The organism is Bowmanella denitrificans, from assembly GCF_039522935.1.
Lineage (GTDB): Bacteria > Pseudomonadota > Gammaproteobacteria > Enterobacterales > Alteromonadaceae > Bowmanella > Bowmanella denitrificans.
On the sequence record NZ_BAAAEI010000006.1, the window covers coordinates 698,751 to 723,039 of the forward strand.

The following is a 24,289-nucleotide window of genomic DNA, read 5'->3' on the forward strand; positions in this document are numbered from 1 at the left end:
CCCCCTTAATTACTTCTTGCTGGCAGCGATCAATTCGATGAAATGGTCAAACAGCGGCGCGGCATCGTGCGGCCCTGGACTCGCTTCCGGGTGCCCCTGGAAACTGAAGGCCGGTTTATCGGTACGATGAATGCCCTGGATGGTCTTGTCGAACAGGGAAATATGCGTCACTTGCAGATTATCTGTCAGGCTGTCTTCGTCCACGGCAAAACCATGGTTCTGGCTGGTGATCATCACGCGATTGTTGGGAATGTCTTTCACCGGGTGGTTAGCACCGTGATGGCCATGTTTCATCTTCATGGTCTTGGCACCACTGGCCAGCGCCAACAACTGGTGGCCCAGGCAGATACCGAATACTGGAATATTTTTCGCCAGAATGGTTTGAATCGCCTCAATAGCATAAGTACAAGGCTCTGGGTCACCAGGGCCGTTAGACAGGAACACGCCATCAGGATTCATGGCCAGTACCTCTTCGGCACTGGTTTGAGCTGGCACCACAGTCAATTTGCAACCGCGATCGACCAACATGCGCAGAATGTTGAGCTTGGCACCAAAATCATAGGCCACTACGTGAAAAGGCAGATCTTCACGATTTTCATCGTGGCCCTTGCCTAAGCGCCATGAACCGTGATTCCAGACAAAGGCCTCATCAGTGGACACCACTTTGGCCAGATCCATGCCTTTCAACCCAGGAAATGCCTTGGCGGCCGCTAATGCTTTGGCTTCATCCAGGTTGTCACCAGCGACGATACAACCGTTCTGTGCACCGGTTGAACGCAGCACGCGGGTCAGACGACGGGTGTCGATGTCTGCGATACCAAGAATGTTATGTTGTTTGAGATAATCAGAAAGGCTTTGCTGGTTGCGGAAATTACTGGCGATCAGGGGGAGGTCTCGGATAATCAGGCCTTTTGCCCAAATTCGGTTGGACTCCTGATCCTCATCATTGGTGCCGGTATTACCAATGTGGGGATATGTAAGAGTCACTATCTGTTCGGCATAGGACGGGTCGGTGAGGATCTCCTGATATCCTGTCATGGCGGTATTAAACACCACCTCTCCTACAGCAATACCTTCGGCTCCGATGGCGGTCCCTTTGAAAACTGTGCCGTCTTCAAGGACCAAAAGGGCGGATTTAGTCAAGTCAACCTCCTATTCGCTATCCATACCCATTTACTGAGCGATATGGATCTTTTGGCAACCTAAAAAAAACGGGCGTAAATTGTTAATTTACATCCCGTTTACTTGTTTTGCTGGCTCTGCAAGCCGGTTTCTCCCGGTAAATAGCAAAATTTTGGCAAATTCGTAGTAGTCTACATTAACTTGACAAATTCGTCCATTCTGAATTGGAAATTTTATATAAATAGACCTTTAACCTCAAAAATAAGGCAAAACACACAAAAGCATAAGTATCCTTCATATAGCCCTTGTTCTCAGCGTGCATGCAGCCTTGCATGGCGCTCCTAATCCAGGTCGACGCCGCTCATCAGGCCCGCAATTGTATAATTCTCTGACAGCCAAAGCCTGTCCGTTGGCATGCTGACAGGGCCGCTTTCCTACCCGCCTGGAAATCGGCAGCAGTGTTCTTGCCATACACCAGCCCATCACGGCAGAAAAACTATTAGTCGTCTATTGTCACCAAGCCATTTGTTAAAAAATCCGACAGCCTGACAACTGCATACGTATTCAGCGGATTTACCAGCCTGAAGCCCTTGCCTGACGAGTTTTCATTCATCTAATGTCAGGCAGTTGTAAATATTCCGTTAACACTTATGGAGAAACCAGTGAAACCTTATTTATCTCTGCTGTTGCCTTTCTACCTGTTCTGCGCCGGGTCAGCCCAGGCGGCCATGATTTCTAACGGCGATTTCCAAAGCTGCACCCTCAGCGGTTGGAGTCTGGATACGGATGGCAGCGGCGACCCCGGTCCGACCGGTGACTTTGCCATAGACAATAACGCCGGCGACTGCCGCGCGGTGTTAAGCGTAGATGACGGTCAAAGTGCCAGCGCGTTTTTTGCCAACACCTTGTATCAGGAATTGGATCTGAGCATGGCCGCCGGTCAGTCTCTGTGGCTAAGTTTCGACTGGGCGTTTTTCGGCACCGATGGCGATCCGCAAATAGGCGATTTCTTCAATATTGCTCTAAATGACGGGTTGGGCAATCTGTATGGGGCTGATGGACAACTTGGTGCTCTGTTGCAGTCTGCTATGAACGGGCTGAGCAGCTATGGCTCGGGCACATTCTCTGTGCAACTCGACAGCAGCTTTTATAATCTATCGGGCTGGTTCCTGGACTTTAGTCTGCAGGAAGGGCTGGCCATAGGGGATGGTTTATTTTCCAGTTTAGCCATTGATAATGTCCGCCTGGATGCTGTTTCTACCCAAGTGCCAGAGCCGCCCCTGCCCGCTTTATTATTGCTGGGCCTGCTGTTGATGCGCAGGAGAACCATCTGATGACACGTTATCTGTTAGGCCTACTGCTATGCGTCTTGTGCCTGCCAGCGTCCGCCGACTGGCAGGATCAGCAGGAAGTGACTTTTGACTATGCCTCACGACCGGTATTTGACCGTGTCAATCAACAATATCGCAGCCTGGTCACTCTGACCCACCATGGCAGTACCCCCCTGTCGGGTACGATGCGCGTGATGGTGGATGCCAGCAGCCACAGCATCCTGAATGCCGATGGCGAACTGGACGGTAAACCTTATCTCATGCTGGATAGCGACACGCTGACCCAGGGACAATCGCTGCAATTTAATTTGATGCTGAGTCTGGAGCGCATCCCCCTGTCTTTATCACTGCGTTTGCAATCGCAAAGCAGCACATCTGACACCGGCCTGGTGCTGGCTGAAAACCAAATTGCCTTGTTCTACCAGCGTGAGGATCGGGACTACAGCGGTTGGGGCCTGCATTTGTGGCAAGGCGAAGGCTGTGGCAACTATGCATCGCCAACCAGCGACAGCCCGCATTTTGCCAACTGGGCCAATCCCTATCCGGCAGATGGCGTGCATGCCCAATACGGTGCCTACTACATTCTGAGCATTGAACCTGGTGCCGCTTGCTACAACTTTATTATTCACAAGGGCGATGCTAAAGCACTGGGACCGGACAACAGCCGTTTTGTGCCCGGGCAGGGACAACAAGGTTTCACTTTTGATGGTTACCCGGAAATCTGGTACCAACCTATTACCACGCGTCCTTTATTTCTGGACGGCGCTCGAGCGCATTGGCTGGCTACCGACACACTCCTTTGGCAAACCGGCCAGGCCGATGAGTACCGTCTCTATCATAGCGCGTCAGCGGGCCTGTCTCCCCTTGATGTCAATACCCTGCAAAACACCAGTTTTGTGGCATTGCTGCCACAGCAAGCTGACGACGGTTTTTATCAGCGCGATCCTCAACTGCAAGGTTTCAGCGGCTTTAATTTGAGCTTAACCGACGACGATGCCAAGCAACTGGCCCGCGCTCAACTTATTGCCGTGGCACTGGACAGTGACGGCAATCTGTTAGACGCCACCCGGGTGCAGTCAGCAAGGCTGTTGGACTATCTTTACACCAGAGCAAATGACGATGCCGATGAGGCGGTACTGGGAGTCCAATATCTGGGCGAACAGATCCGCGTCTCGGTCTGGGCGCCCACCGCCACAAGCTTGTCTATCGCACTGTATGACAAGCAAAAGAACCCCATCGCCAGCCACCCAATGCAGCGTGACAATGACACTGGCATCTGGACGTTTACAGGCCCCAAAGCTGAATTAGACAGGCAATTCTACCGGTTCCAGCTGGATGTTTATCACCCACTCACCGAACAGTTTGAAACTCTGAGTACCACAGACCCTTATTCGCTGAGTTTGTCCACCAATGGGCGTTTCAGCCAGTTGGTTAATCTGGATGATGCTGACCTTAAACCTGCCGGTTGGGACAACCATCCGGTACCTACTGTTGCTGCGCCGGAAGACAGTATTATCTATGAAACCCATATTCGTGATTTCAGTATCTGGGATGAAACGGTCAGCAGCGCCAACCGCGGTAAGTACCTGGCCTTTACCGAAGCCGGTAGTCAGTCGGTACAGCATCTTCGGGCACTGCAACAGGCGGGTCTTACCCATATTCACCTGTTACCGGCCAATGATATTGCTTCTGTCGAAGAAGATACCAGCAAACGGGTCGAGCTGACCGATACCGTAGCGCGCCTGTGTCAGTTCAACGCCGCGGCCCCGGTGTGCGGCGTGGAAAATCCCAGCACCACCATACAACAAGTGCTGGAAGGCTATACCCCAGGTACAGCAGATGCCCAGGCACTGATTGAATCTATGCGCAGTCTGGACGGATTTAACTGGGGTTACGACCCACAGCATTTCGCCGCGCCAGAGGGCAGCTATGCCACCGATCCGGATGGTGAAGCGCGAATTGTGGAAATGCGTGCCATGAACCTGGCCTTGCATGAGATGGGGCTGCGCACCGTACTGGACGTGGTGTACAACCATACGGCGTCTTCAGGCCTGTACGACAATTCTGTGCTGGACAAGCTGGTCCCTGGCTATTACCAGCGCCTTAATGAGGTCAGTGGCCGTATCGAAAACTCCACCTGTTGCGAAAACACCGCAACGGAAATGCGTATGATGAGCAAGCTGATGGACGACTCTTTGGTAATATTCGCCCAGCAGTTTGGCTTTGACGGCTTTCGCTTTGATCTGATGGGCCATATTCCCCGCCAAGCAGTATTGGCGGCCAGAGAAGCCGTCAGGGCAGTAGATCCAGACACCTATTTCTATGGCGAAGGCTGGAACTTCGGCGAGGTGGTGAATAACCGGCGCTTTGAACAGGCTTCTCAGTTAGCCATGGCGGGCACCGAGGTCGGCACCTTCTCTGACAGACAGCGTGAAGCGCTGCGCAGCGGTGCCCTGTTCAGCGCCGGTGGCAGTTTGCACGAGCAGGATACCACCCGCATCGGTCTGGCAGGGAACATCGGCAGCTTTGAATTTGTGGCTGCCAGCGGTAACTACCTGTCTGCCTATGACTATCAGTGGAACGGCCAGCCCGCGGGCTATGCACAAGACCCGGCTGACACGGTCAACTATGTATCCAAGCACGACAATGAAACATTGTGGGACAAGCTGCAACTAGTTCTGCCTTCTGATCTTGATGCTGCCGAGCGAGTACGTATTCAGAATCAGGCCCTGAGTTATCCATTGCTGAGTCAGGGGATTCCATTCCTGCATCTGGGCTCAGATTTGCTGCGCTCAAAATCCATGGATCGCAATACCTATGATTCAGGTGACTGGTTTAACCGTGTCGATTTCAGTATGAGCACAAATAACTGGAATGTGGGTCTGCCCCGCGCAGCTGACAATCAGAATAACTGGCAGGCCATCAGTGCAGCCAGCGCTAACCCCAACAGTCAGGTTGGCCCATCTGACATCGCCTTCAGCGCAGCCATATTCAGAGAATTTGTGCAGATTCGTGCCGGCAGTCCACTGCTGAGACTGCGCCAGGCAGAGCAAGTCCGTCAGCGTCTTAAATTCCATAACACCGGTGCTGAACAGGTGCAGGGGCTTATTGCAATGAGTCTGGATGACGGTCTGGGTTTAACGGACCTGGATCCGACCCTGGATGCCTTGTTGGTTGTTTTTAACAGCAGCGCAGTCACGCAAAGCATCCGGATTAACAATGCCAGTGGCTTTGTACTGCATCCGGTGCAGCAACATTCGCTGGATAGTCGCTTACAGCAGGTCAGTATCAGTGACAACCTGTTCACTGTGCCGCCTCGCACCTCTGCGGTATTTGTTAAACCGCAAAACGGCGACCAGGGTTATGGCTTAAGTGCCCTGCCTCCTTATGGTGATAAGGTTATCTTTCTGCGCGGCGGCCTGAACGGCTGGGATACCTCCATGCCTTTTCACTACCAGGGTAACGACAGATATAGCCTGGATGTGCAACTGCAGCCAGGCACCTTTGAGTTTAAAATTGCCGATGCAGATTTTGCCAGCGCCAATCTGGGCGGCGGTTTCCAAGTCGCGATTGGACAGGCACAAACGATTTACCAGCAAGGAAATAATCTGAGTCTCGACATTATTCAGGCCGGTGAGTATCGCTTTGCACTGGATGCCAGTAATAGAGCCAGCCCGAGCCTGACCGTTATCCCTGACGATCCTTCTGCCATTCCTCCTCCCTATGGCAGTCATACGCTTTATCTGCGTGGCAGTCTGAATGGTTGGGGCACCACTATGCCGTTGCCATTTGCTGGTAACGGACGCTATCAGGCAATACTGACTCTGCCAGCTGGCAATTATGCTTTTAAGATTGCCGATGCTGACTGGGGCGGCACAGGAGGTGCCAACCTGGGTGGCAACAGCACTGTGACACCGGGTGATACAGTGGATCTGGTACCAGGCAGCAATGACAACCTGAGCTTATCTCTGTCTGAAGGTGGTGAGTATCAGGTGACAGTGGATGCCAGCAATTTGGCCAGTCCTGTCCTGACAGTTGAGCTTCCGTAAACTGTTAATTCGCCATAAAAAAACGGGGCTTATCCAGCCCCGTTTTTGTTAGCTCTGCAGGCCTAGCACCTGCTGCATATCGTATAATCCTTCGGGCTTGTCTTTAAGCCAGATTGCCGCTCTGACCGCGCCGTTAGCGAAGGTCAGACGACTAGTGGCCTTATGCGTGAGTTCAAGCCGTTCACCAATATCGGCAAACAAGGCGGTATGCTCGCCTACCACGTCGCCGGCGCGAATGGTGGCAAAACCGATCTGCTGCTGTGGCCTCGCGCCGGTATGCCCTTGCCGGCCGTACACCGCACATTGGTCAAGATCACGACCTAATGCATCGGCAATTGCCTCACCCATGGCAACGGCCGTGCCGGATGGCGCATCCACTTTATGCCGGTGGTGGGCTTCCCAGATCTCAATATCGCAACTCTCGCCCATTACCCTGGCGGTTTGCCTCAGTAAATTAAGCAGCAGGTTCACCCCAACGCTGTAATTGGCGGCAAAAACCACCGGAATCTTGGTGGCGGCCTGTTGCAACAAGGCTTTTTGTGCCGCATTCAGCCCCGTTGTCCCCACGACCACGGGCTTACCGTGCGCAATACACCAATTTAAATTGCTTTCCAGCGCTTCTGGCAAGGTGAAATCAATCATCACCTCGACGCTATCGGCTTGCTCATCGGGACGGTCACTGACCGTCAGACCTTGCCGACCAATGCCGGCCAGTTCCCCCACATCCATACCCAGCCAATCTGAACCGCTACGCACTAACGCCGCCGTTAACTGTGCTTGGTCATTGTGCTGCAGCGCCTCAATCAGTACTCTGCCCATCCGTCCATTGGCACCAAAGATCCCGACATTTATCATCTTGTTATCCAATTCACCTGTTTGGCTGGCATTGTGCCTGAATTCCCAGCCATCGTCAGCCATCTAAACGGCTAGTTAAACAGAAACAATAGATCAACCCTTGCTATGGTCTGGGTTTTGCCATAATGCGGTTCCATGCTTCACTGCCCTTGAGGGTCTGCAGCCCTTGATTAAACACACTGACCAGTTGCGGATCCCAGGCTGCTGCAGGATAGGCTTGCTTGTCGAACAGCGAATGGATGCGTATCTTGCCTTTGCCCAGGCGTTTTTGGGCAAAATACTTCAACACCAGCTTGTCGCCGATAACCAAATCCACTTTATGGTTGGTCAGCAGTTCAAACTGCCGTTGTCTGTCAACTATTTCCAGATAGGCATCCGGGTTCAAGGCATCCACAAAGCCCTTTCCCAATACGTCAGCCGCTTTTTGATAAGCGACAATGCGCATATTGACCAGGTCCTCAAGCACCAGATTATTTAAACCTGCGGTGTCCAGACTGACGGCCACATCTTCAATTTCCATATAGGCTAAAGTTCGATGCGCGCCGGGAATATCAAAGGCTACCGGGCTGACAAAATCCAGCTCTTTGTGTCTGAACTTCTGCAGCATGCGTTCATGGGAAAACAGCTCGACCCGCAGTTTATAGCCGGCCTGGGAAAAAATCTGCTTAACCACGTCATAGTCAATCCCAACAACTTGCCCGCTTGCATCTGCGTAAGCCCAGGGCGCGGCATAATGCAGACCCACATCAATGATGTTATCATCTGCCAGCCCCTTGCCTGCGATACAACAAAAACACAGCATCAAGCCTAGCCGCATAGAACTGCTCCTTATCAGTGAAAATGGCGTGTTTCTCACCACCTGCTTTGTGTTACGGCAATTGATGGGAAAACAACCAGGGCAGCAGCGTTGGCTCGGCAAAAGCCGCCGTCCAACTGTCATGTCCCACGCCGGGATACAGGGTTAATTTGGCCTGACCATCCGCAGCGACTATGGCACTGTGCATCCGACGTGATAACTCAGGGTCCACGACCTGATCTTCCTCACCATGGAACAGCCACACTGGCATGCCCTTGCGATAATGTGTCGCCATTTGTTCTTTCCCCCCACCACAGATAGCAATCGCAGCAGCAAACATATCAGGACGATGATAAAGCATCTCCAGTGTGCCCATGCCCCCCATGGACAAACCACCGATGTACACACGCCTGTCATCCACATAAGGTTTGGCAACCAGTTCATCCATCAATGCCAGGGTTAATGCCATCACCTGAGTGGGGACAGGTGCAGTAGAGAACTGCAGTTGCACGGGTTGAGTGTCGCGGTTAACTGACACATTTGCCCAATATTGGTCTTTGGCTACCTGAGGGAATACCACAATGGCGGGATAGTCGTCCCGGACTGCTTTATCGGCAAAGAGTGCGCCCCCATGTGTCAGTTGCAGGGTATTGTCACTGCCACGCTCACCGGCACCATGTAAAAACAGGACCAGCGGGTAACGTTTGTGCTTGTCAAAGCCTTGCGGGTAAAGAATGCGGTATTGCAGCGTCTGTTCGCCTTGCTTGTAGATCATGCTTTGGTACAGGCTGTTGTCATCGGCATATGCAAAAACGCTGATCAATAACAGGATCCATCCGCTTAGTGCTTTCATGTCATTCTCTTTGTGGTGTTGTCATGCCATTCAAGCATGTTGCTATGGATAAAAAAAGTCCGGCATATCAGCCGGACCTGTACTTTATAGGATTGATTGAGCGCCTATCGGATGATCTTAATATCTTCTATCAGATCAATCCGCTGTTCATTGGTAAGATCCCAGACTTTGAGCAACTTTGTGGTACCAGCCGGGTTCGTGCACTCCACTGACTGCAGTAGCACTGGCTGGTTATTGGCGACCACCTTATGGGTAACAAACACGTCAGCATGGAAGTGACTTTTGCCCGACTGGCCATTGAATAAACCTAGCGCCACACCACGGTCTTGTGTGACCTGGCAATGGCCCTGACGGGTGCGGTTATCCACCGATAAGCTGCCGTCGTATTCAATGGCACTGTGGTAACTGTAACCTTGATTAACCTGAACAAACTCTCCGGCTGGTACGACCTCGGCCAGCCAGTCTATCTTTGGCACGGAAGCGATTTTGTGCTGAACCAGATAAGCCTGCCCGGCTTCATCAGTGCAACTGACCTGCAGTACCTTATCCACTTCCAGCGCGGTGTCAGGAAAACGCCCCTGCGCTATATCCACAGCAGGCGCAATAGTCACCAATCGCGCTGATGCCAGGTAAGTACCGTCATCGGCAGCATAGAAAGCTGCACTGCTGCAGGAAGACCGGGCATGTCGGCGATACAGATAAACCTGTGCATCTCTGGCATTGTCATTGTGGGTGGCAGCCGCTTCCAGCGGCCCATCTGCGTAATCTGTATGGCGGGCTAAACCGTCTATATCATAGACCATTTGCGCAGCTAAAGCGGTGCCGGACAAAGTTGCACAGGCAACGCCTATCGTCATTGCGAAAGTTTTCATATAAACATCCTTTTAGTTGATCACATTAATAAATGAATCGGTGAGCCCACCTTGGCTTAAGCACTATTCAAGCTAGAACTGCGCATCAAATAAGTCAAACAAAATGACAAATAAATCCTTAAATAACAAAAGGTTAATCAATCTTTTCAGAATTGATCCTGTAGATCAGTTTATTTACATTGCAGACACAAAAAAAAGCCCTGCTTTGGCAGGGCTTTACATCCAGATATTATCAGTTGGTTAAATCGTCAAAGAACTTCTTTACCCCATCAAAGAAGCCTTTCTCTTTGGGGCGGTACTTTGCCGCTTCATCACCTATGCCCATCGACTTATCCAGCTCTTCAAGTAACTCTTTCTGTCTGGAGGTCAGGTTTACCGGTGTTTCCACTACCACTTTGCACATCAGGTCCCCAACGGAGCCGCTGCGTACCGACTTCACACCTTTGCCGCGTAAGCGGAACATCCGGCCGGTTTGGGTTTCAGGTGCCACTTTAAGTTTCACCTTGCCATCCAATGTCGGCACTTCGATTTCACCGCCCAAGGCGGCCCGGGTAAAGCTGATGGGCACTTCGCAATACAAGTTGTTGCCATCCCGCACAAAGATAGGATGGTCCTTGATATGTACCTGAACGTATAGATCACCAGCCGGGCCACCCATTTCTCCGGCTTCACCTTCACCACTTAAGCGAATCCGATCCCCGGTGTCGACGCCAGCCGGCACTTTAACCGACAGGGTCTTGGTTTTTTCCATACGGCCATGGCCATGGCATTTACGACATGGGTCGGCAATTATCTTGCCCCGTCCTGAACAGGTAGGACAGGTTTGCTGCACGGCAAAAAAACCCTGACGCATCTGCACCTGGCCTTGCCCATGACAGGTAGGGCAAGTAGTAGGACTGGTGCCCTTCTTGGCACCAGAGCCGTCACATTCGTCGCAGCCAACCAAAGTCGGCACTTTAATCTCGACATTTTTGCCACGAACAGCATCTTCCAGGCTCATTTCCAGGTTGTAGCGCAGGTCTGAGCCCTGACGTGCTCTTGACTGGCGACGCCCGCCGCCAAAAATATCGCCAAACACATCGCCGAAAATATCACCAAAATCAGCGTGACCACCATGCCCGCCACCACGGTTCGGATCCACGCCAGCGTGACCAAACCTATCGTAGGCAGCACGTTTTTGCTCGTCGGTCAGGATTTCATAGGCTTCCTGGATTTCCTTGAACTTCTCTTCCAGTGCTTTATCGCCCTGTGTCCGGTCAGGGTGATATTTCATGGCCAGGCGCTTGTAGGCTTTCTTAATATCGCGCTCGGCGGCGTCTTTGGCCACCCCCAGCACTTCGTAATAGTCTCGTTTGGACATATGACTTATCTGCTCCCGAATACAGCTAAATGGGGTCAGAGTAAAATTAACTGGTTGCCAGTGTCTGACAAGTAATTCTACTCTGACCCCACTTAAGCGTGACCGCCAAAGCGGTCACGTTAATGGTGACGCAAGATTATTTCTTGTCGTCTTTTACTTCCTCAAACTCGGCATCAACCACATCGTCGTCACCGGATTTTGCTGAGCCCTGCTGGCTCTGCGCACCTTCGCCGCCCTGAGCCTGCTGTGCTTTGGCTTGTGCCACTTCCATCAGCTTGCCGGAGGCTTCGATCAGTGCCTGAGTTTTAGCTTCGATTTCAGCCTTGTCGCTGCCTTTAATGGCGCTTTCCAGTGCTGACAATGCTTCTTCGATCTTGGCCTTGTCATCCGCGCCCAGCGCATCGCCAGCTTCTTCTACCTGTTTACGGGTAGCGTGAACCATGCCGTCGGCCTGGTTGCGGGCCTGCACCAACTCTTCAAACTTCTTATCCGCTTCGGCGTTGGCTTCGGCATCCTGCACCATGCTGTTGATTTCATCTTCCGACAAACCACTGGACGCCTGAATCGTGATCTTCTGCTCTTTACCTGTATCTTTGTCCTTGGCAGAAACATGCAGAATACCGTCGGCATCGATATCAAAGGTCACTTCGATTTGTGGCTGACCACGCATGGCGGCGCGGATACCTTCCAGGTTGAACTGACCCAGAGATTTGTTACCGGAAGCCTGCTTACGCTCACCTTGCAGTACATGCACTGTTACCGCAGACTGATTGTCTTCAGCGGTAGAGAACACCTGTGACTTCTTAGTCGGAATGGTGGTGTTCTTCTCAATCAGCTTGGTCATCACACCGCCCATGGTTTCAATCCCCAGAGACAATGGTGTCACGTCAAGCAGCAGTACGTCTTTCACATCACCGGCCAGTACACCACCCTGAATAGCAGCGCCCACGGCAACGGCTTCGTCAGGGTTAACGTCTTTACGTGGCTCTTTACCAAAGAACTCGGTGACATATTTCTGCACCAGTGGCATACGGGTCTGACCGCCAACCAGAATGATATCGTGGATATCATTGACCGACAGATCGGCATCGGCCAGCGCCTGTTTCACCGGCTCCAGTGAGTTCTTCACCATATCTTCAACCAAAGACTCCAGCTTGGCGCGGGTGACTTTGATGGTCAGGTGCTTAGGACCGGAGCTGTCGGCCGTGATATAAGGCAGATTCACTTCGGTCTGCTGGGCAGACGACAGTTCAATCTTGGCTTTTTCACCAGCTTCTTTCAGACGCTGCATGGCCAAAGGATCTTTACGCAGGTCGATACCCTGGTCTTTCTTGAATTCATCCACCAGATAAGTGATCAGACGGTTATCAAAGTCTTCACCACCCAAGTGAGTGTCACCATTGGTGGCCAGTACTTCAAAGGTATGCTCGCCTTCCACTTCGTCGATTTCGATGATGGAAATATCGAAGGTACCACCACCTAAATCGTAAACCGCAACCACGTTGTCGCCTTTCTTACGATCCATACCATAGGCCAGTGCTGCGGCCGTTGGTTCGTTGATAATACGCTTCACTTCCAAACCAGCGATACGACCAGCATCTTTAGTCGCCTGGCGCTGAGAATCGTTGAAGTAAGCCGGTACGGTAATCACCGCTGCGGTCACTTCTTCGCCCAGGTAGTCCTCGGCGGTCTTTTTCATTTTCTTCAGCACTTCGGCAGAAATCTGCGGTGGAGCCATCTTTTTGTCATTCACATCCACCCAGGCATCACCATTATCGGCCTTGATAATGGAATACGGCATGATGTCAATGTCACGCTGCACTTCTTTATCTTCCCAGCGACGACCAATCAAACGCTTAATCGCGAACAGGGTGTTCTTGGGGTTGGTGACCGCCTGACGCTTGGCTGGTTGACCTACCAGGGTTTCACCGTCTTTAGTAAAGGCGATGATGGAGGGGGTGGTGCGATCCCCTTCGGCGTTTTCGATAACACGAGGCTTATCACCGTCTAAAACGGCTACACATGAGTTGGTTGTACCCAAGTCAATACCAATGATTCTACCCATTAGCTTACTCCAGAAATTCGTTTAAAAACTGATGCTTTCTTTGTGGGGACCCACTTTGTTATTTTCAACAAGGCGGTAAAAAAATTTCCCCAAAAAAGTTGTGTTTATTTGCCTGAAATCAGGCTTCAACATCCACGCCGCCTTCAGGGGCACGGGATACCATTACCATAGCCGGACGCAATAACCGGCCATTAAGTTCATAACCTTTCTGCATAACGGCCATCACCGAATTGGGCTCCAACTCGGAACTTTCCTGCATACCCATAGCCTGGTGTAATTCGGGATTAAAAGGTTGTCCTTGTGGATCGATGATCTTCAGACCAAATTTTTCCACGGTGTTAATAAAGGACTTGTAGGTCAGCTCTACACCTTCCACCAGCGATTTAACCGCATCGTTGGACGCATCTGCCACTTGCAGGGCGCGTTCCAGATTGTCAATAACGGTCAGCAGTTCACCGGCAAAGCGCTCCAGGGCAAACTTACGAGCCTTGTCCACTTCTGCATCTGCACGTCTGCGGGTATTTTCCATATCCGCACGGGCCCGCAATACGGAATCCTTCTGCTCGGCCAGATTGGATTCTGCCTCGGCCAGGGCCTTTTCCAGCTCACTGATACGCTGCTGCTCAGGACTCACCTCGGTCTGTTCAACCTGATCCTGTGGCTGATTCACGTCGTTTTGTGGCTGCTGTTCTTGCTGTGGCTGCTGCTCGGTGCTCATTCGCCTCTCCGTAAAACCTATTAGAATGCCAAAATCGTTTTGGTAAATGGGGATAGTGACGGGCGATTCAAGGGGTAAAAGCAGATTCCCATATAATTTATCTGGTCAATTCCGATTATCAGCGACTTTTTGTTAGCTAACCCTTATTATTTTCAAATAGATAGACAAATTCAGCGATAGTTACCGTTATGCAAACCCCTTTTGACAATATTGGCTTGATTGGAAAACCTCAGCATCAGGGTGCCAATGAAAGCCTCAAAGCGCTGTACCGTTTCCTCAAAGCAAAAGGTAAGCGCATTCTGGTTGAAGAGCGGGTCGCTAAAGAGCTGGAGCTGGACGATCTGGAGGTTATGGATCTGGTGGCCATTGGTCAGCATGCCGACCTGGCCATTGTGGTGGGCGGCGACGGCAATATGCTGGGCGCGGCTCGGGTGCTGTCACGTTTTAATGTCGGCGTGGTCGGTGTCAACAGGGGCAATCTGGGGTTTTTGACCGATATCCACCCGGATGACGTGGAACGTCAGTTGGAGGGAATCTTCAGCGGTGATTATGCCACCGAGCAGCGTTTTTTGCTGGAAGTGGAGGTCTATCGTCACAATCAACTTAAAAGCAGTAACGCCGCGGTGAATGAAGCCGTACTTCACCACGGTAAAGTGGCACATATGATGGAGTTTGAAGTCCATATCGATGACCAGTTTGTTTTCAGTCAGCGCTCCGATGGCCTGATTGTGGCAACGCCCACCGGCTCAACCGCCTACTCGCTTTCCGGTGGCGGCCCTATCTTAACCCCGAACCTGGATGCCCTGACCCTGGTGCCCATGTTCCCGCACACCCTCAGCAGCCGCCCCATCGTAGTGGATGCTAATAGCGTGGTACGTTTAGTGGTATCTCATGATAATACTGAAGCCCTGCAGGTCAGCTGTGATGGCCATGTGGTGCTTAGCGTACTGCCCGGTGATGAAATACAGATCCGCAAAAATCCATACACACTGCGTCTGATTCATCCGCGCAGTTACAATTACTTTAATGTGTTGCGCACCAAGCTGGGTTGGGGAAGTAAACTTTACTAAGCTATAAAAAAAAAGCGCCTACTGGCGCTTTTCTGGTTTAAGGTCGCATATATTGATGCGGGGTATCGCTGTTCAGATTCAGATACCTGTCTCTGAGTTTCGTCTGACGCGATTCCATTTTTATTGGTTCGCCATCAATTAATACCTGTTCAGGAGCCTGCATGGCTTCCAGCGGATCACCAGACCAAATCACCACATCAGCCACTTTGCCCTTTTCCAGGCTGCCATAGTCTTTATCAATGCCGAATAACTTAGCGGTATTGATAGTCAGGGCAGCCAGTCCGTCCTGCCAGGGTAAACCATTAGCCACCGCATTGCCTGCGTGTTGCGTGGCCAGGCGCAGATTATGGGTTTCCACCCCGATAGAAAGCGCTACGCCAGCCTCTGCCAGTCGTCCGGCATTGGCCATAGTCGAGCCCAGCATATCAAAGGCATAAGGCAGGTTTGGTTCAGGGTCGAGGATCACAGGCACGCCAGCCGCTGCAATCTCGTCGGCCAGCCGCCAGCCTTCGGTGGCTCGCAACAGCGCCAGTTTGATTTTCGCGTGACGTGCCTTAAAGGCCAATACCTGGCGAATATCAGATGCCCTTCTGGCATCCACCAGCAACAGCATCTGACCATTCACTACGGGTATCAACGCGTTGACATCGGCCTTACTCAATTGCCCATGCCACTCGTCTTTGGGTCCAAGCACCTTGCCATTTAAGGACTGAGCTTCGGCAAAGGCATTTTCAATCTGCGGCCACAATGCAGCCCGGCTGCCGCCGACATCATCGGCACCGTGATTGTCCACCGCCAGGCTCATAAAGGCGCGGGGTTTCACCAGATTGTCCCGGTCACCTAAACTGATGATAGCGCCCTGACCACCAAACAAGCTGTGCGTACTGGACATCCCGGTGGCAGCCAGGGTAAAACCTTCAATGCGGCTGACATCCACCACCGAATTATCCGGGTTAATGGCATAGGACACATCCAGCGCCGCACCGGCTTTGGAAAAATCCTGCGGCGCATAACTGGCATCAACGGTTCCGGCTGAAGAGCTCACTTCAACCAGGCCCACAGAAGTGTAGGCGCCTATCAATCCGGGGGTGACAATCTTACCCTTGGCGTCGATGACCCGAAAGTGGGCCGGAATGTCGATGGCCTGCCCCACCGCTTCAATCCGCCCATCACGAATCAGTACCGTACCATTGTCTAAACTGCCTTGCGCAGACAAGGTGTGCACATAGCCACCCACGACGGCAATATTCTCTGCCTGAGCCGTCAGACTCAGCAAACCGGTAAGCAGCGCTATGGTTGTTTTTTTCATTTTACGTCTCCTTCACCTGGTTGCCCCAATTCAAAGTCAGAGACCGGCCAACTGGCTGGATTCTGGCGGTCAAAGGCCAGCCCTCCGTCAATATAGACACGCTCGGCCTGAGCGTAAGTGGAAAAGGGATCCGCACTCCATAACACCAGATCAGCGTTTTTACCCGCTTCCAGCGACCCGGTTTTATCAAAGATACCCAGGGATTTTGCCGGGTTGGCCGACAGCCATTGCCAGGCCTCAGCTTTGCTGATGTCGATACCAGCACGCTGACCATCTCCCAGGGCTTTAGCCGCTTCCTGGTTTAAGCGCTGAATGCCCAAATCACTGTCGGAGTGCACAATGGCACAGGCACCGGCTTTATGTACCATGGGAATGTTCTCACGAATACCGTCATAGGCTTCCATCTTAAAGCCCCACCAATCTGCCCACATGGCCGAACATACCTTGTCCGTCGCCAGCCGATCCGCAATTTTGTAAGACTCTACCGCATGCTGGAAGGACGTGATCTGATAATTAAATTCTTTCATCAGATCCAGCATAGTGCCCATATCGTCGGCACGGTAGCAGTGCATATGCACCAGAATATCGCCGTTGAGTACCCCCGCCAGGGTATCCAGGGTTAAATCGCGCTTAGGTGGGGTCGGGTTTTTACCGGCTTTGTGCTCTTCGGCATATTTATCCCACTTGCGCTGATAATCCTGAGCATCGGCCCAGGCCTGACGATAGCCAGCCACATTGCCCATCCGGGTAGCAGGACCGCCCTTGTTGCCGTACACACGTTTGGGATTTTCACCACAGGCCATTTTCAGCCCATAAGGTGCCTCAGGGAATTTCATATCCTGAATCGTCCGCCCCGGCAGGTTTTTTACCGTCACAGAGCGCCCGCCGACCAGGTTGGCAGACCCTGGCAAGATTTGCAGACTGGTTACGCCACCCGCCAGCGCCCGGCGAAAGCCCGGGTCCTGCGGCCAGATGGAATGTTCCGCCCAAACCTGCGCAGTAACGGGTTTGGTGGCCTCGTTACCATCGGAATGGGACGGACCATCAGGGGTGGCATACACCCCCAGGTGACTATGTACATCAATAATACCGGGCGTCACCCATTTGCCTTTACCATCGACAACTTTGGCTTCTTCAGGAGGCGGGATATTTTGCCCAACCTGAACAATTTTACCGTCTTTGAATAGCACGTCACCGTTATCAATTTGGCCGCCCAAACCATCCAGAATACTGACGTTGGTGATAAGGGTTGTTTCAGAAGGAAGGGCTTGGTAAGTGCTGGGGTAAGGATCCCGGTTTATTTCGACCAGTGGCGCTTGTTCTGGCTCATTTTTCTTACCGCAGCCTGCCACTACCGCCAAAGCCAGCGTGGCCATTAGCAGCCTGCCGGTATATTGTTGTTTTTTCATGTATTCCCTATTAGTCCGCGAGGGTTCTTGTGATTATAGGAAAAATCACTAGAGCAAAATTGCCGTGCGGAATCAAGATCCTTGCGACAAGGTGCGGCGTTGCAGAGCTAACCAGGAGCGGGTTATCTTTCGGCTATCATTTTTTGTGCGCTAACGCAGTGCGTCCACAATCTGCTCCGAGCTTTGCATGGCACGAATTTGATTGAACAGGCTGTCGGCCTGATGATACTGGCGTTTTAAGTAGCCCAACCACTGCTTAATCCGATTTGGATAGTACTTGCCTTTATCACCGTATATCTCATAGCCAGAGTAACGTGTCAGCAAGGCTCTGACCTCGTCCCAGCGCATCGGCTGATGCTGATGTTTGATCACACTGGCAAGATTAGGCAAAGACAGGGCTCCGCGCCCCAGCATAATGGCCTGGCAATTTGATTGCAGTTGACATTGCCTGGCATCTTCCGCCGACCAGATTTCGCCATTGGCAACCAGTGGCACCTTGACCTGCTGCTTAATTCTGGCGATCCAATCCCAGTAAGCCGGTGGGTTATACCCCTCCACCTTAGTGCGGGCATGAATGGTAATCAGGCTGGCTCCCCCGGCTTCCAATGCCAGGGCATTGTCAATGGCCAGGCTCTTATCTTCAAACCCCAGGCGCATCTTTGCCGTCACGGGTTGACCGGCAGGCACACTTTGCCGTACGGCGTGCACAATCTGGTATAGGGTGTCGGTTTCTTTTAGCAATACCGCACCACCTTTACTTTTATTTACCGTTTTCGCCGGGCAGCCAAAATTCAGGTCCACCCCATGAGAACCTAATTCCACCGCGCGGGCTGCATTTTCAGCCAGACATTGCGGGTCCTGTCCCAGCAATTGTACTCTTACCGGCACCCCGGCAGGCGTGCGCCCCTGATGATAGAGTTCAGGACAAAGCCGGTAAAACACCCTGGGTGGCAACAGCATATCCACAACCCGGACAAACTCAGTAACGCACAAGTCAAAGCCACCCAAGCTGGTCAGCATATCGCGCATCAAATGATCCACCACGCCTTCCATGGGCGCTAATGCAATTTGCGTTTCATTTGTCGTCATTTAGGGGTAATCTCTGAGTACAAGGGCCTGTCTACAGGGGCCGCGCAGTGTAACAGATTCCCGCAAAGTGAGCAGTAAATCCCTATGATCCTTATTGATACCCTTGCCCTGTTATGGTTTTTGAGCATCTGGGTTGGCTATACCCTGTTTGCCAAACGCAAGGCCAGACACACCTCTTGTCTTGCCAGCGAAATGCGCGCCAAACGCACCCGCTGGATGACGGAAATGCTTATTCGCGATAACCGGGTCGCAGATGTCTCCATTATCTCGACCTTGGAACGCAATATCACCTTCTTCGCTTCCAGCTCGCTGCTGATCCTGGCCGGTTTGCTAACGGCTACGGCTTCGGTGGAAGAGTTGAATGCCATGATCCATCAGTTGAGTATGGCAACGGTGCAATCTAACCAGCAAATTCAGATTAAACTTTTGTTATTAATGGGAATTTTCATTTTCGCCTTTTTTCAGTTCACCTGGGCATTGCGCCAGTACGGCTTTGGCGGGGTTTTGATAGGTGCTGCGCCAAACGGCAATAAAATGAGTGAAGAGGAATTAAATCTGTATGCTAACCGTACCGCCAAGGTCATCGATCAGGCCGCGCACTCCTTTAATTACGGCTTGCGGGCTATTTATTTCTCCTTATCTACCCTGCCCTGGTTTATTGACGCCAGACTGTTTATGCTCGCCTCGATCATCACCCTGATGATCATGTACCACCGGGAATTTCACTCCAAGGTATTGAAAGCACTTAAAGACTGTCACTGATCTTTACAGCCAATATCCGCTCACCAATGGCGGATCCGGCTGGTAAAGTAAGCCAGCATTGCCACCAAAGCGCCGACAGAAAAGGCTTGCAAAGGTGCCAGCACAAAAATATCGGACATCAGATGACTTGCGGAAGGGTTTACAGCCCCGGACAGATACCAATCTATATGGATGTACAGCAGAGTCAGACTGGCACCGAATAAAAATCCATGCGCGGCCGCCCCTGCACCGGGATGTCCATGGGCACGCAAATACTTCAACCACAAAAATACCACGAGCAGTGGTGAAATTACCCAAGGAAACAATAAGTTAACAATCACACCCTGAATCAGGTAACAACTGACGGCAACCAGTAACATCCAAATATTGGCCGCCTTATGACTCCATTTAAGCATACTTTCGGCCCCGACAGCGAGTTGACCCACCTTTGATATCCAGCCCATATGTGTATCGTGAGCAAGAATAAGGCAAGAAACGCGCCAAAACTGTATGTATTTCAAACTAAAATACGTTATCAAGGTAAAACTTCCGGCACTGGCAGGCAGGCAGGCAGGCAGGCAGGCAGTGAAACGACTATGTCAGGCGCAGTCAATACGCCCTTTACTGTTCTGAAAAGAGACTATTAAGGCCAGGGGCAACAACCTTATGGCAGCCCAACTGCTTGTGCGGAAGAATCAGGCTGCTGGTTTAATGTCCCAGTACCTTGGCAGGTTCAATGCGGGCCGCTTTAAAGGCCGGATACAGGGTGGCCAGAACGCTTAATCCCAATGCAATGGCCGCGGTTAACAGCACTTCAACAGGATTCAACTGAGAGGGCAGAAAATCAATAAAGTAAATATCGCCAGACAACAGGGTTATGCCGGTCAGGGTTTCCCAGCCTTTGGCCAGCGCAGATAACTTCCAGGCCACTAACGCCCCCAATATCACCCCAAAAGCCGTACCAATTAAGCCGTTGAAGAGTCCTTGCAGCATAAATGCACGTACAATCAGGTTATCTCTGGCCCCCATGGTTTTCAGCATGGCAATTTCCCGGCGCTTTTCGTTCACCGCCATCACCAGCGTCGACACTATATTAAAGCAGGCCACCGCGATCAGCAGGGTCAGGGCCAGATACACCACGGCCCTGACAAGCTGAATGTCCTGGTACAGATGGCCGTGTGTACGGGTCCAGTCAGAAATATACACATACTGCTCAAAGGCCATACCCAGTTCACGCATCAAATAGGGTGCGCGGTAAGGATCGGAGAAACCAAACTCCAGCCCCTGAGCCCCAGACGCCACACCGAGGATGTCAGATGCCTTGTCCAGATGCACCAGCGCCAGATGATTATCCACCAATTCCCCGCCTATACCGGCCGCGCCCGCCACGTCAAACCATACCGATTTTGGTGGTTTAAAACTGCTGGCATCCCCTTGCTGTGGCATCAGAAGCTGTACTTTCTGCCCCACATCGACCCCGAGCTTGCGCATAATGCCCTTGCCCAGCAATATACTGTTTGGATTGTCGGCAAAACGCTGCCAATGCTGGGAATCTGTCATCAGGCTGATACGCGACGCCCTGGCAAAATCAGGGGAAATACCGGTTACCTCAACAGCGCTCATTTTGCCGGCATTTCGCACCATCGCCGCCATTTTGGTGATAGGTGCCACATATTGCACCCGGCTGTCGGCGCTAAGTTGCGCCACCTGGGTACGCCAGTCTTGGATACCCTCCGGAGACACCGCAATCAACTCGCCGTGGGGCAATACCGCCAGTAATCTGTCTTTCAATTCCCGCTCAAAGCCATTCATCACCGACAACAGCAGGATCATGACAAAACATCCCAGGGCGATACCGACTGTTGAGGATGCAGAGATAAACGAGGTATAACCACTTTGCCCGCGACTGCGACGAAAGCGCCAGGCTAATTGACAGCTTAAGCGCCAGTTTGCGCTCATATCAGCGACTCCAACCGGCCATGGTGCAGGCTTACTGTTCTGTCCAACCGTTCAGCCAGATGCAGATCATGCGTTACCACCACAAAGCTGGTGCGCAAATCCCGGGTCAGTTCACGTAGCAGCAAATAAATGGATTCTGCGGTCTTGTTGTCCAGATTACCGGTCGGCTCATCCGCCAGCACCAGTTTGGGCTGATTCACCAGAGCCCTGGCGATCGCAACCCGTTGACGCTCGCCGCCGGACAGCTGTGCAGGCTTGTGCTCAGCACGCTCTGCCAGACCGACCCGGTCGAGCATCGCCATCGCCTGGGACCGAATTTCTTGTTTAGGCTTGCCGCCAATCAGCAGTGGCATGGCCACGTTTTCCAGCGCTGAGAATTCAGGTAACAGATGATGGAACTGATAAACAAAGCCCAGACTTTGATTACGAAATGTGGCCTGACGTGCCTGGCTGAAGGAAAAAATGTCCTGATCTTCAAACCACACCTTGCCCGATGTAGGGCTATCCAGCGCCCCCAATAAATGCAATAAGGTACTTTTGCCAGACCCGGAGCTGCCAACAATTGCCAATTGCTCGGCCACCCCCACATCAAAGCTGACGTCTTCCAACACCCTGACCGGTTTTGGCCCTTCATCATATTCTTTGGTCAGATGCTGACAGCGTAACAACGACATCTTTCACTTCCTTTTTGCTTATTCATCGCGCAAGGCCTGGGCCGGTTGTACCCTGGCTGCACGCATGGCCGGGTAAAGGGTGGCCAGTAAACTGAGCAGTAATGACAAAAACAACATCAGGGCGACCTGATGAACTTGAATCTCCACCGGTAAACCTTCCCCATCGGGGGTGGCAATTAAATGAATGCCCAGCAACCCCAGCAGCGGATTTAACTGATTGCTGAGCAGCAATCCACCCAGTAAACCAAACAAAGTCCCTTTCAGACCGTTATACAGGCCGTTAATCATAAACACCCTGATCAATGAAGCACCTGACAGTCCCTGAGTACGCAGGATAGCGATGTCACCGCGTTTCTCGCTGACCACCATGACCATGGCAGAAACAATATTAAAGGCCGCAACCGCGATGATCAGCACCAACATCAGGGCCATCATATTTTTTTCCATATTCACCGCGTCAAACAGTGGACCTTGCCGCTCACGCCAGTTGCTGGACGTCAGCCCCAGTTCATCCACCTGCCCCTTTACACTTTGCCAGCTAAAGGCATCATCCAGAAACAGGCGAGTGGCGGCCAGTTCTTCGGTTTTACCACGCAGCAGCCTGGCGGCATCATCCAGATGAATCAAGACCACTTTGTCATCCAGTTCAGAGCCGACGTCAAACACCCCAGTTATCACAAACTGGCGCTGACTGGGCACCTGTCCAAGCGGGGTATAGACACTGGCTTCGGCACTTAACAAACGCACCTTGTCACCCAGCCCAAGGCCGAGTAGAGACGCCAGCGGACGGCCCAGCACCAGGCCATACTCGCCGCTTTTTAGTTCACCAAGCTCCCCCAGCATCATATGACTGGCAATAATGGCATTATCCGGCATGGTTTGCGGAGCAATGCCCTGAATCATCACACCATGCAAGGTTCTTGGGGATTGCAGCAATCCCTGGGTTTCAATCATGGCGCTGCTCGCCACGACATGGGGAAGCTGGTTAAGTTGTTCAACCTTATCGGCAGCCGTGGTATGCACCAACATATGTGGGTTGATGCCAAGAATGCGTTTTTTCAGTTCCCCTTCAAAGCCGTTCATCACAGACGAAACTGTGATCAGCGCGGTCAGGCCCAGGGCAATACCCGCTACTGAAAACGCATTGATAAAGGCAATAAAGGGATTGCCTTTACTGGCTCTGGCATAGCGCAACCCGATAAAAGCAGAAATGGGGTAAAACATGAGTTGTGATTTGTTCCCTGCTACGAAGGCCAGGCTACACACAAGACATTGTGCCGCTCTGGGATTGTGTCAGTGAGCGGTTGTCACTGTCGCTTGCTTATCGTTGGCCGATAATAGGTGTAAGCTAAGGCACAATCAAGGGCCGCGCCAGTTAAGGCCGCAGGCAACAGGAGTAAGGATGGAGTTACTGAGCCTCGAACAAAAGCGCCAGCAGTTCGATGAATTTTTCCGTATCAAGCATGCGATCAAAGTCAATATGCGGCCGCTGGAGCCGGCATTTGAGCTGCCTGACACCCACCAGTTGACAGAGCATATGCCTTACGCTTTTCGAATCGCCAGCGAAATGTCAGCACTGGAAGTGGCGGCGCTGCGCCCACTTAGAAATTTAAGTGAGCATGCGGCTGACTTGGTGGCTTTTCTGAATCATCAGTCACGCAAGATTGACTTAATGATGTCCTATATCCTGCATGAACAGATGACCCAGGACGAACAATTTGTCAGCCACGCTTTTGGCGGCGGCGGCCTGATACTTTGCAGTAATGAGCCGATGGAACTTGAAGTACGCTGTGAGCTGCGCCTGTTTCTGGAAGAAGAGGCCGCCGCCGTTTTCTGTTTCGGTGAAGTTATCGCTTGCGAGAACGTTGGCGATCAGTACCATATCTCCCTGTTTTTCAATCGGCTGCGTGAAGAAGATCAGGAGCTCCTGGTCAGGGCCAGCCTGCATCTGCAAACCCAGCAGTTGCGTAAACGCGCACAAAAGCGCAGCGAAGAATAAGGGCCTGCGCCCAGTGCA

Annotated in this window: 20 protein-coding genes; 5 read left to right on the plus strand and 15 right to left on the minus strand. The window is 52.0% G+C overall.

The window, feature by feature from the left end:
• Window positions 1-9: 9 nt before the first annotated feature.
• Complete coding sequence (gene carA / locus ABD028_RS06040) at window positions 10-1,143, minus strand: glutamine-hydrolyzing carbamoyl-phosphate synthase small subunit (RefSeq protein WP_102794977.1); 1,134 nt, start codon at window positions 1,141-1,143, stop codon at window positions 10-12.
• 641 nt (window positions 1,144-1,784) lie between these two features.
• Here carA and ABD028_RS06045 point away from each other — a divergent pair.
• Both ABD028_RS06045 and pulA read left to right on the plus strand, forming a co-directional pair.
• Entirely contained in the window at window positions 1,785-2,456 is a 672-nt protein-coding gene (locus ABD028_RS06045; protein WP_343842933.1) for a hypothetical protein, read from the plus strand.
• A complete protein-coding gene (pulA, locus tag ABD028_RS06050) occupies window positions 2,456-6,502 on the plus strand; it encodes a pullulanase-type alpha-1,6-glucosidase (RefSeq protein ID WP_343842936.1) in 4,047 nt (1,348 codons plus the stop codon). The genes ABD028_RS06045 and pulA overlap by 1 nt, the downstream gene beginning before the upstream one ends.
• A gap of 48 nt (window positions 6,503-6,550) precedes the next feature.
• Here the strand turns inward: pulA and dapB are convergent, their stop codons facing one another.
• The 7 genes from dapB to grpE all read right to left on the minus strand — a co-directional run bounded on the left by dapB (window position 6,551) and on the right by grpE (window position 14,021).
• Window positions 6,551-7,357, minus strand: a complete 807-nt coding sequence (dapB, locus tag ABD028_RS06055; RefSeq protein ID WP_343844054.1) for a 4-hydroxy-tetrahydrodipicolinate reductase — start codon at window positions 7,355-7,357, stop codon at window positions 6,551-6,553.
• A 103-nt stretch (window positions 7,358-7,460) separates the two neighbouring features.
• Window positions 7,461-8,174, minus strand: coding sequence for a substrate-binding periplasmic protein (locus ABD028_RS06060; RefSeq protein WP_343842939.1), 714 nt, complete (start codon window positions 8,172-8,174; stop codon window positions 7,461-7,463).
• A 52-nt stretch (window positions 8,175-8,226) separates the two neighbouring features.
• Window positions 8,227-9,006 carry a carboxylesterase family protein gene (locus ABD028_RS06065; RefSeq protein WP_343842942.1) on the minus strand — a complete coding sequence of 260 codons (780 nt, stop codon included), beginning with the start codon at window positions 9,004-9,006 and terminating at the stop codon, window positions 8,227-8,229.
• A 104-nt stretch (window positions 9,007-9,110) separates the two neighbouring features.
• Complete coding sequence (locus ABD028_RS06070) at window positions 9,111-9,878, minus strand: hypothetical protein (RefSeq protein WP_102794971.1); 768 nt, start codon at window positions 9,876-9,878, stop codon at window positions 9,111-9,113.
• Window positions 9,879-10,110: 232 nt separating this feature from the next.
• Window positions 10,111-11,238 carry a molecular chaperone DnaJ gene (dnaJ, locus tag ABD028_RS06075; protein ID WP_102794970.1) on the minus strand — a complete coding sequence of 376 codons (1,128 nt, stop codon included), beginning with the start codon at window positions 11,236-11,238 and terminating at the stop codon, window positions 10,111-10,113.
• A gap of 136 nt (window positions 11,239-11,374) precedes the next feature.
• The gene (gene dnaK / locus ABD028_RS06080; RefSeq protein WP_102794969.1) at window positions 11,375-13,303 is read right to left on the minus strand and encodes a molecular chaperone DnaK; all 1,929 of its coding nucleotides are present in this window, start codon (window positions 13,301-13,303) and stop codon (window positions 11,375-11,377) included.
• A 118-nt stretch (window positions 13,304-13,421) separates the two neighbouring features.
• A complete protein-coding gene (gene grpE / locus ABD028_RS06085; protein ID WP_343842949.1) occupies window positions 13,422-14,021 on the minus strand; it encodes a nucleotide exchange factor GrpE in 600 nt (199 codons plus the stop codon).
• Between the two features lie 188 nt (window positions 14,022-14,209).
• Between grpE and nadK the strand changes: the two genes are divergently transcribed.
• Window positions 14,210-15,091, plus strand: a complete 882-nt coding sequence (nadK, locus tag ABD028_RS06090) for an NAD(+) kinase (protein WP_343842952.1) — start codon at window positions 14,210-14,212, stop codon at window positions 15,089-15,091.
• Between the two features lie 37 nt (window positions 15,092-15,128).
• Here nadK and ABD028_RS06095 read toward each other — a convergent pair whose 3' ends face one another.
• The 3 genes from ABD028_RS06095 to ABD028_RS06105 form a co-directional block, all read right to left on the minus strand.
• Complete coding sequence (locus ABD028_RS06095; RefSeq protein ID WP_343842955.1) at window positions 15,129-16,400, minus strand: amidohydrolase family protein; 1,272 nt, start codon at window positions 16,398-16,400, stop codon at window positions 15,129-15,131.
• On the minus strand, window positions 16,397-17,809 hold the full coding sequence (locus ABD028_RS06100; RefSeq protein WP_343842958.1) for an amidohydrolase: 1,413 nt from the start codon (window positions 17,807-17,809) through the stop codon (window positions 16,397-16,399). The genes ABD028_RS06095 and ABD028_RS06100 overlap by 4 nt, the downstream gene beginning before the upstream one ends.
• A gap of 150 nt (window positions 17,810-17,959) precedes the next feature.
• A complete protein-coding gene (locus ABD028_RS06105; RefSeq protein WP_343842961.1) occupies window positions 17,960-18,898 on the minus strand; it encodes a tRNA-dihydrouridine synthase in 939 nt (312 codons plus the stop codon).
• Window positions 18,899-18,982: 84 nt separating this feature from the next.
• Between ABD028_RS06105 and ABD028_RS06110 the strand changes: the two genes are divergently transcribed.
• On the plus strand, window positions 18,983-19,660 hold the full coding sequence (locus ABD028_RS06110) for a DUF599 domain-containing protein (protein ID WP_343842964.1): 678 nt from the start codon (window positions 18,983-18,985) through the stop codon (window positions 19,658-19,660).
• 20 nt (window positions 19,661-19,680) lie between these two features.
• Here ABD028_RS06110 and ABD028_RS06115 read toward each other — a convergent pair whose 3' ends face one another.
• From ABD028_RS06115 to ABD028_RS06130, 4 genes are all read right to left on the minus strand, one after another.
• Window positions 19,681-20,055 carry a hypothetical protein gene (locus ABD028_RS06115; RefSeq protein WP_343842967.1) on the minus strand — a complete coding sequence of 125 codons (375 nt, stop codon included), beginning with the start codon at window positions 20,053-20,055 and terminating at the stop codon, window positions 19,681-19,683.
• Between the two features lie 292 nt (window positions 20,056-20,347).
• Window positions 20,348-21,598: a lipoprotein-releasing ABC transporter permease subunit gene (locus ABD028_RS06120; protein ID WP_343842970.1), complete on the minus strand. Its 1,251-nt coding sequence runs from the start codon at window positions 21,596-21,598 to the stop codon at window positions 20,348-20,350.
• Entirely contained in the window at window positions 21,595-22,272 is a 678-nt protein-coding gene (gene lolD / locus ABD028_RS06125; protein WP_343842973.1) for a lipoprotein-releasing ABC transporter ATP-binding protein LolD, read from the minus strand. Before lolD ends, ABD028_RS06120 begins: the two co-directional genes overlap by 4 nt.
• Window positions 22,273-22,290: 18 nt before the next feature.
• Window positions 22,291-23,496, minus strand: a complete 1,206-nt coding sequence (locus ABD028_RS06130; RefSeq protein ID WP_343842976.1) for a lipoprotein-releasing ABC transporter permease subunit — start codon at window positions 23,494-23,496, stop codon at window positions 22,291-22,293.
• Between the two features lie 178 nt (window positions 23,497-23,674).
• Between ABD028_RS06130 and ABD028_RS06135 the strand changes: the two genes are divergently transcribed.
• Window positions 23,675-24,271, plus strand: a complete 597-nt coding sequence (locus tag ABD028_RS06135; protein WP_102794959.1) for a PilZ domain-containing protein — start codon at window positions 23,675-23,677, stop codon at window positions 24,269-24,271.
• Window positions 24,272-24,289 lie beyond the last annotated feature (18 nt).

Bases quoted from the DNA above. Each gene is read 5' to 3' on its own strand.
- pulA (WP_343842936.1), top strand. From the start codon at position 2,456: ATGACACGTTATCTGTTAGGCCTACTGCTATGCGTCTTGTGCCTGCCA.
- dapB (WP_343844054.1), bottom strand. From the start codon at position 7,357: ATGATAAATGTCGGGATCTTTGGTGCCAATGGACGGATGGGCAGAGTA.
- ABD028_RS06060 (WP_343842939.1), bottom strand. From the start codon at position 8,174: ATGCGGCTAGGCTTGATGCTGTGTTTTTGTTGTATCGCAGGCAAGGGG.
- ABD028_RS06065 (WP_343842942.1), bottom strand. From the start codon at position 9,006: ATGAAAGCACTAAGCGGATGGATCCTGTTATTGATCAGCGTTTTTGCA.
- ABD028_RS06070 (WP_102794971.1), bottom strand. From the start codon at position 9,878: ATGAAAACTTTCGCAATGACGATAGGCGTTGCCTGTGCAACTTTGTCC.
- dnaJ (WP_102794970.1), bottom strand. From the start codon at position 11,238: ATGTCCAAACGAGACTATTACGAAGTGCTGGGGGTGGCCAAAGACGCC.
- dnaK (WP_102794969.1), bottom strand. From the start codon at position 13,303: ATGGGTAGAATCATTGGTATTGACTTGGGTACAACCAACTCATGTGTA.
- grpE (WP_343842949.1), bottom strand. From the start codon at position 14,021: ATGAGCACCGAGCAGCAGCCACAGCAAGAACAGCAGCCACAAAACGAC.
- nadK (WP_343842952.1), top strand. From the start codon at position 14,210: ATGCAAACCCCTTTTGACAATATTGGCTTGATTGGAAAACCTCAGCAT.
- ABD028_RS06095 (WP_343842955.1), bottom strand. From the start codon at position 16,400: ATGAAAAAAACAACCATAGCGCTGCTTACCGGTTTGCTGAGTCTGACG.
- ABD028_RS06100 (WP_343842958.1), bottom strand. From the start codon at position 17,809: ATGAAAAAACAACAATATACCGGCAGGCTGCTAATGGCCACGCTGGCT.
- ABD028_RS06105 (WP_343842961.1), bottom strand. From the start codon at position 18,898: ATGACGACAAATGAAACGCAAATTGCATTAGCGCCCATGGAAGGCGTG.
- ABD028_RS06110 (WP_343842964.1), top strand. From the start codon at position 18,983: ATGATCCTTATTGATACCCTTGCCCTGTTATGGTTTTTGAGCATCTGG.
- ABD028_RS06115 (WP_343842967.1), bottom strand. From the start codon at position 20,055: ATGCTTAAATGGAGTCATAAGGCGGCCAATATTTGGATGTTACTGGTT.
- ABD028_RS06120 (WP_343842970.1), bottom strand. From the start codon at position 21,598: ATGAGCGCAAACTGGCGCTTAAGCTGTCAATTAGCCTGGCGCTTTCGT.
- lolD (WP_343842973.1), bottom strand. From the start codon at position 22,272: ATGTCGTTGTTACGCTGTCAGCATCTGACCAAAGAATATGATGAAGGG.
- ABD028_RS06130 (WP_343842976.1), bottom strand. From the start codon at position 23,496: ATGTTTTACCCCATTTCTGCTTTTATCGGGTTGCGCTATGCCAGAGCC.
- ABD028_RS06135 (WP_102794959.1), top strand. From the start codon at position 23,675: ATGGAGTTACTGAGCCTCGAACAAAAGCGCCAGCAGTTCGATGAATTT.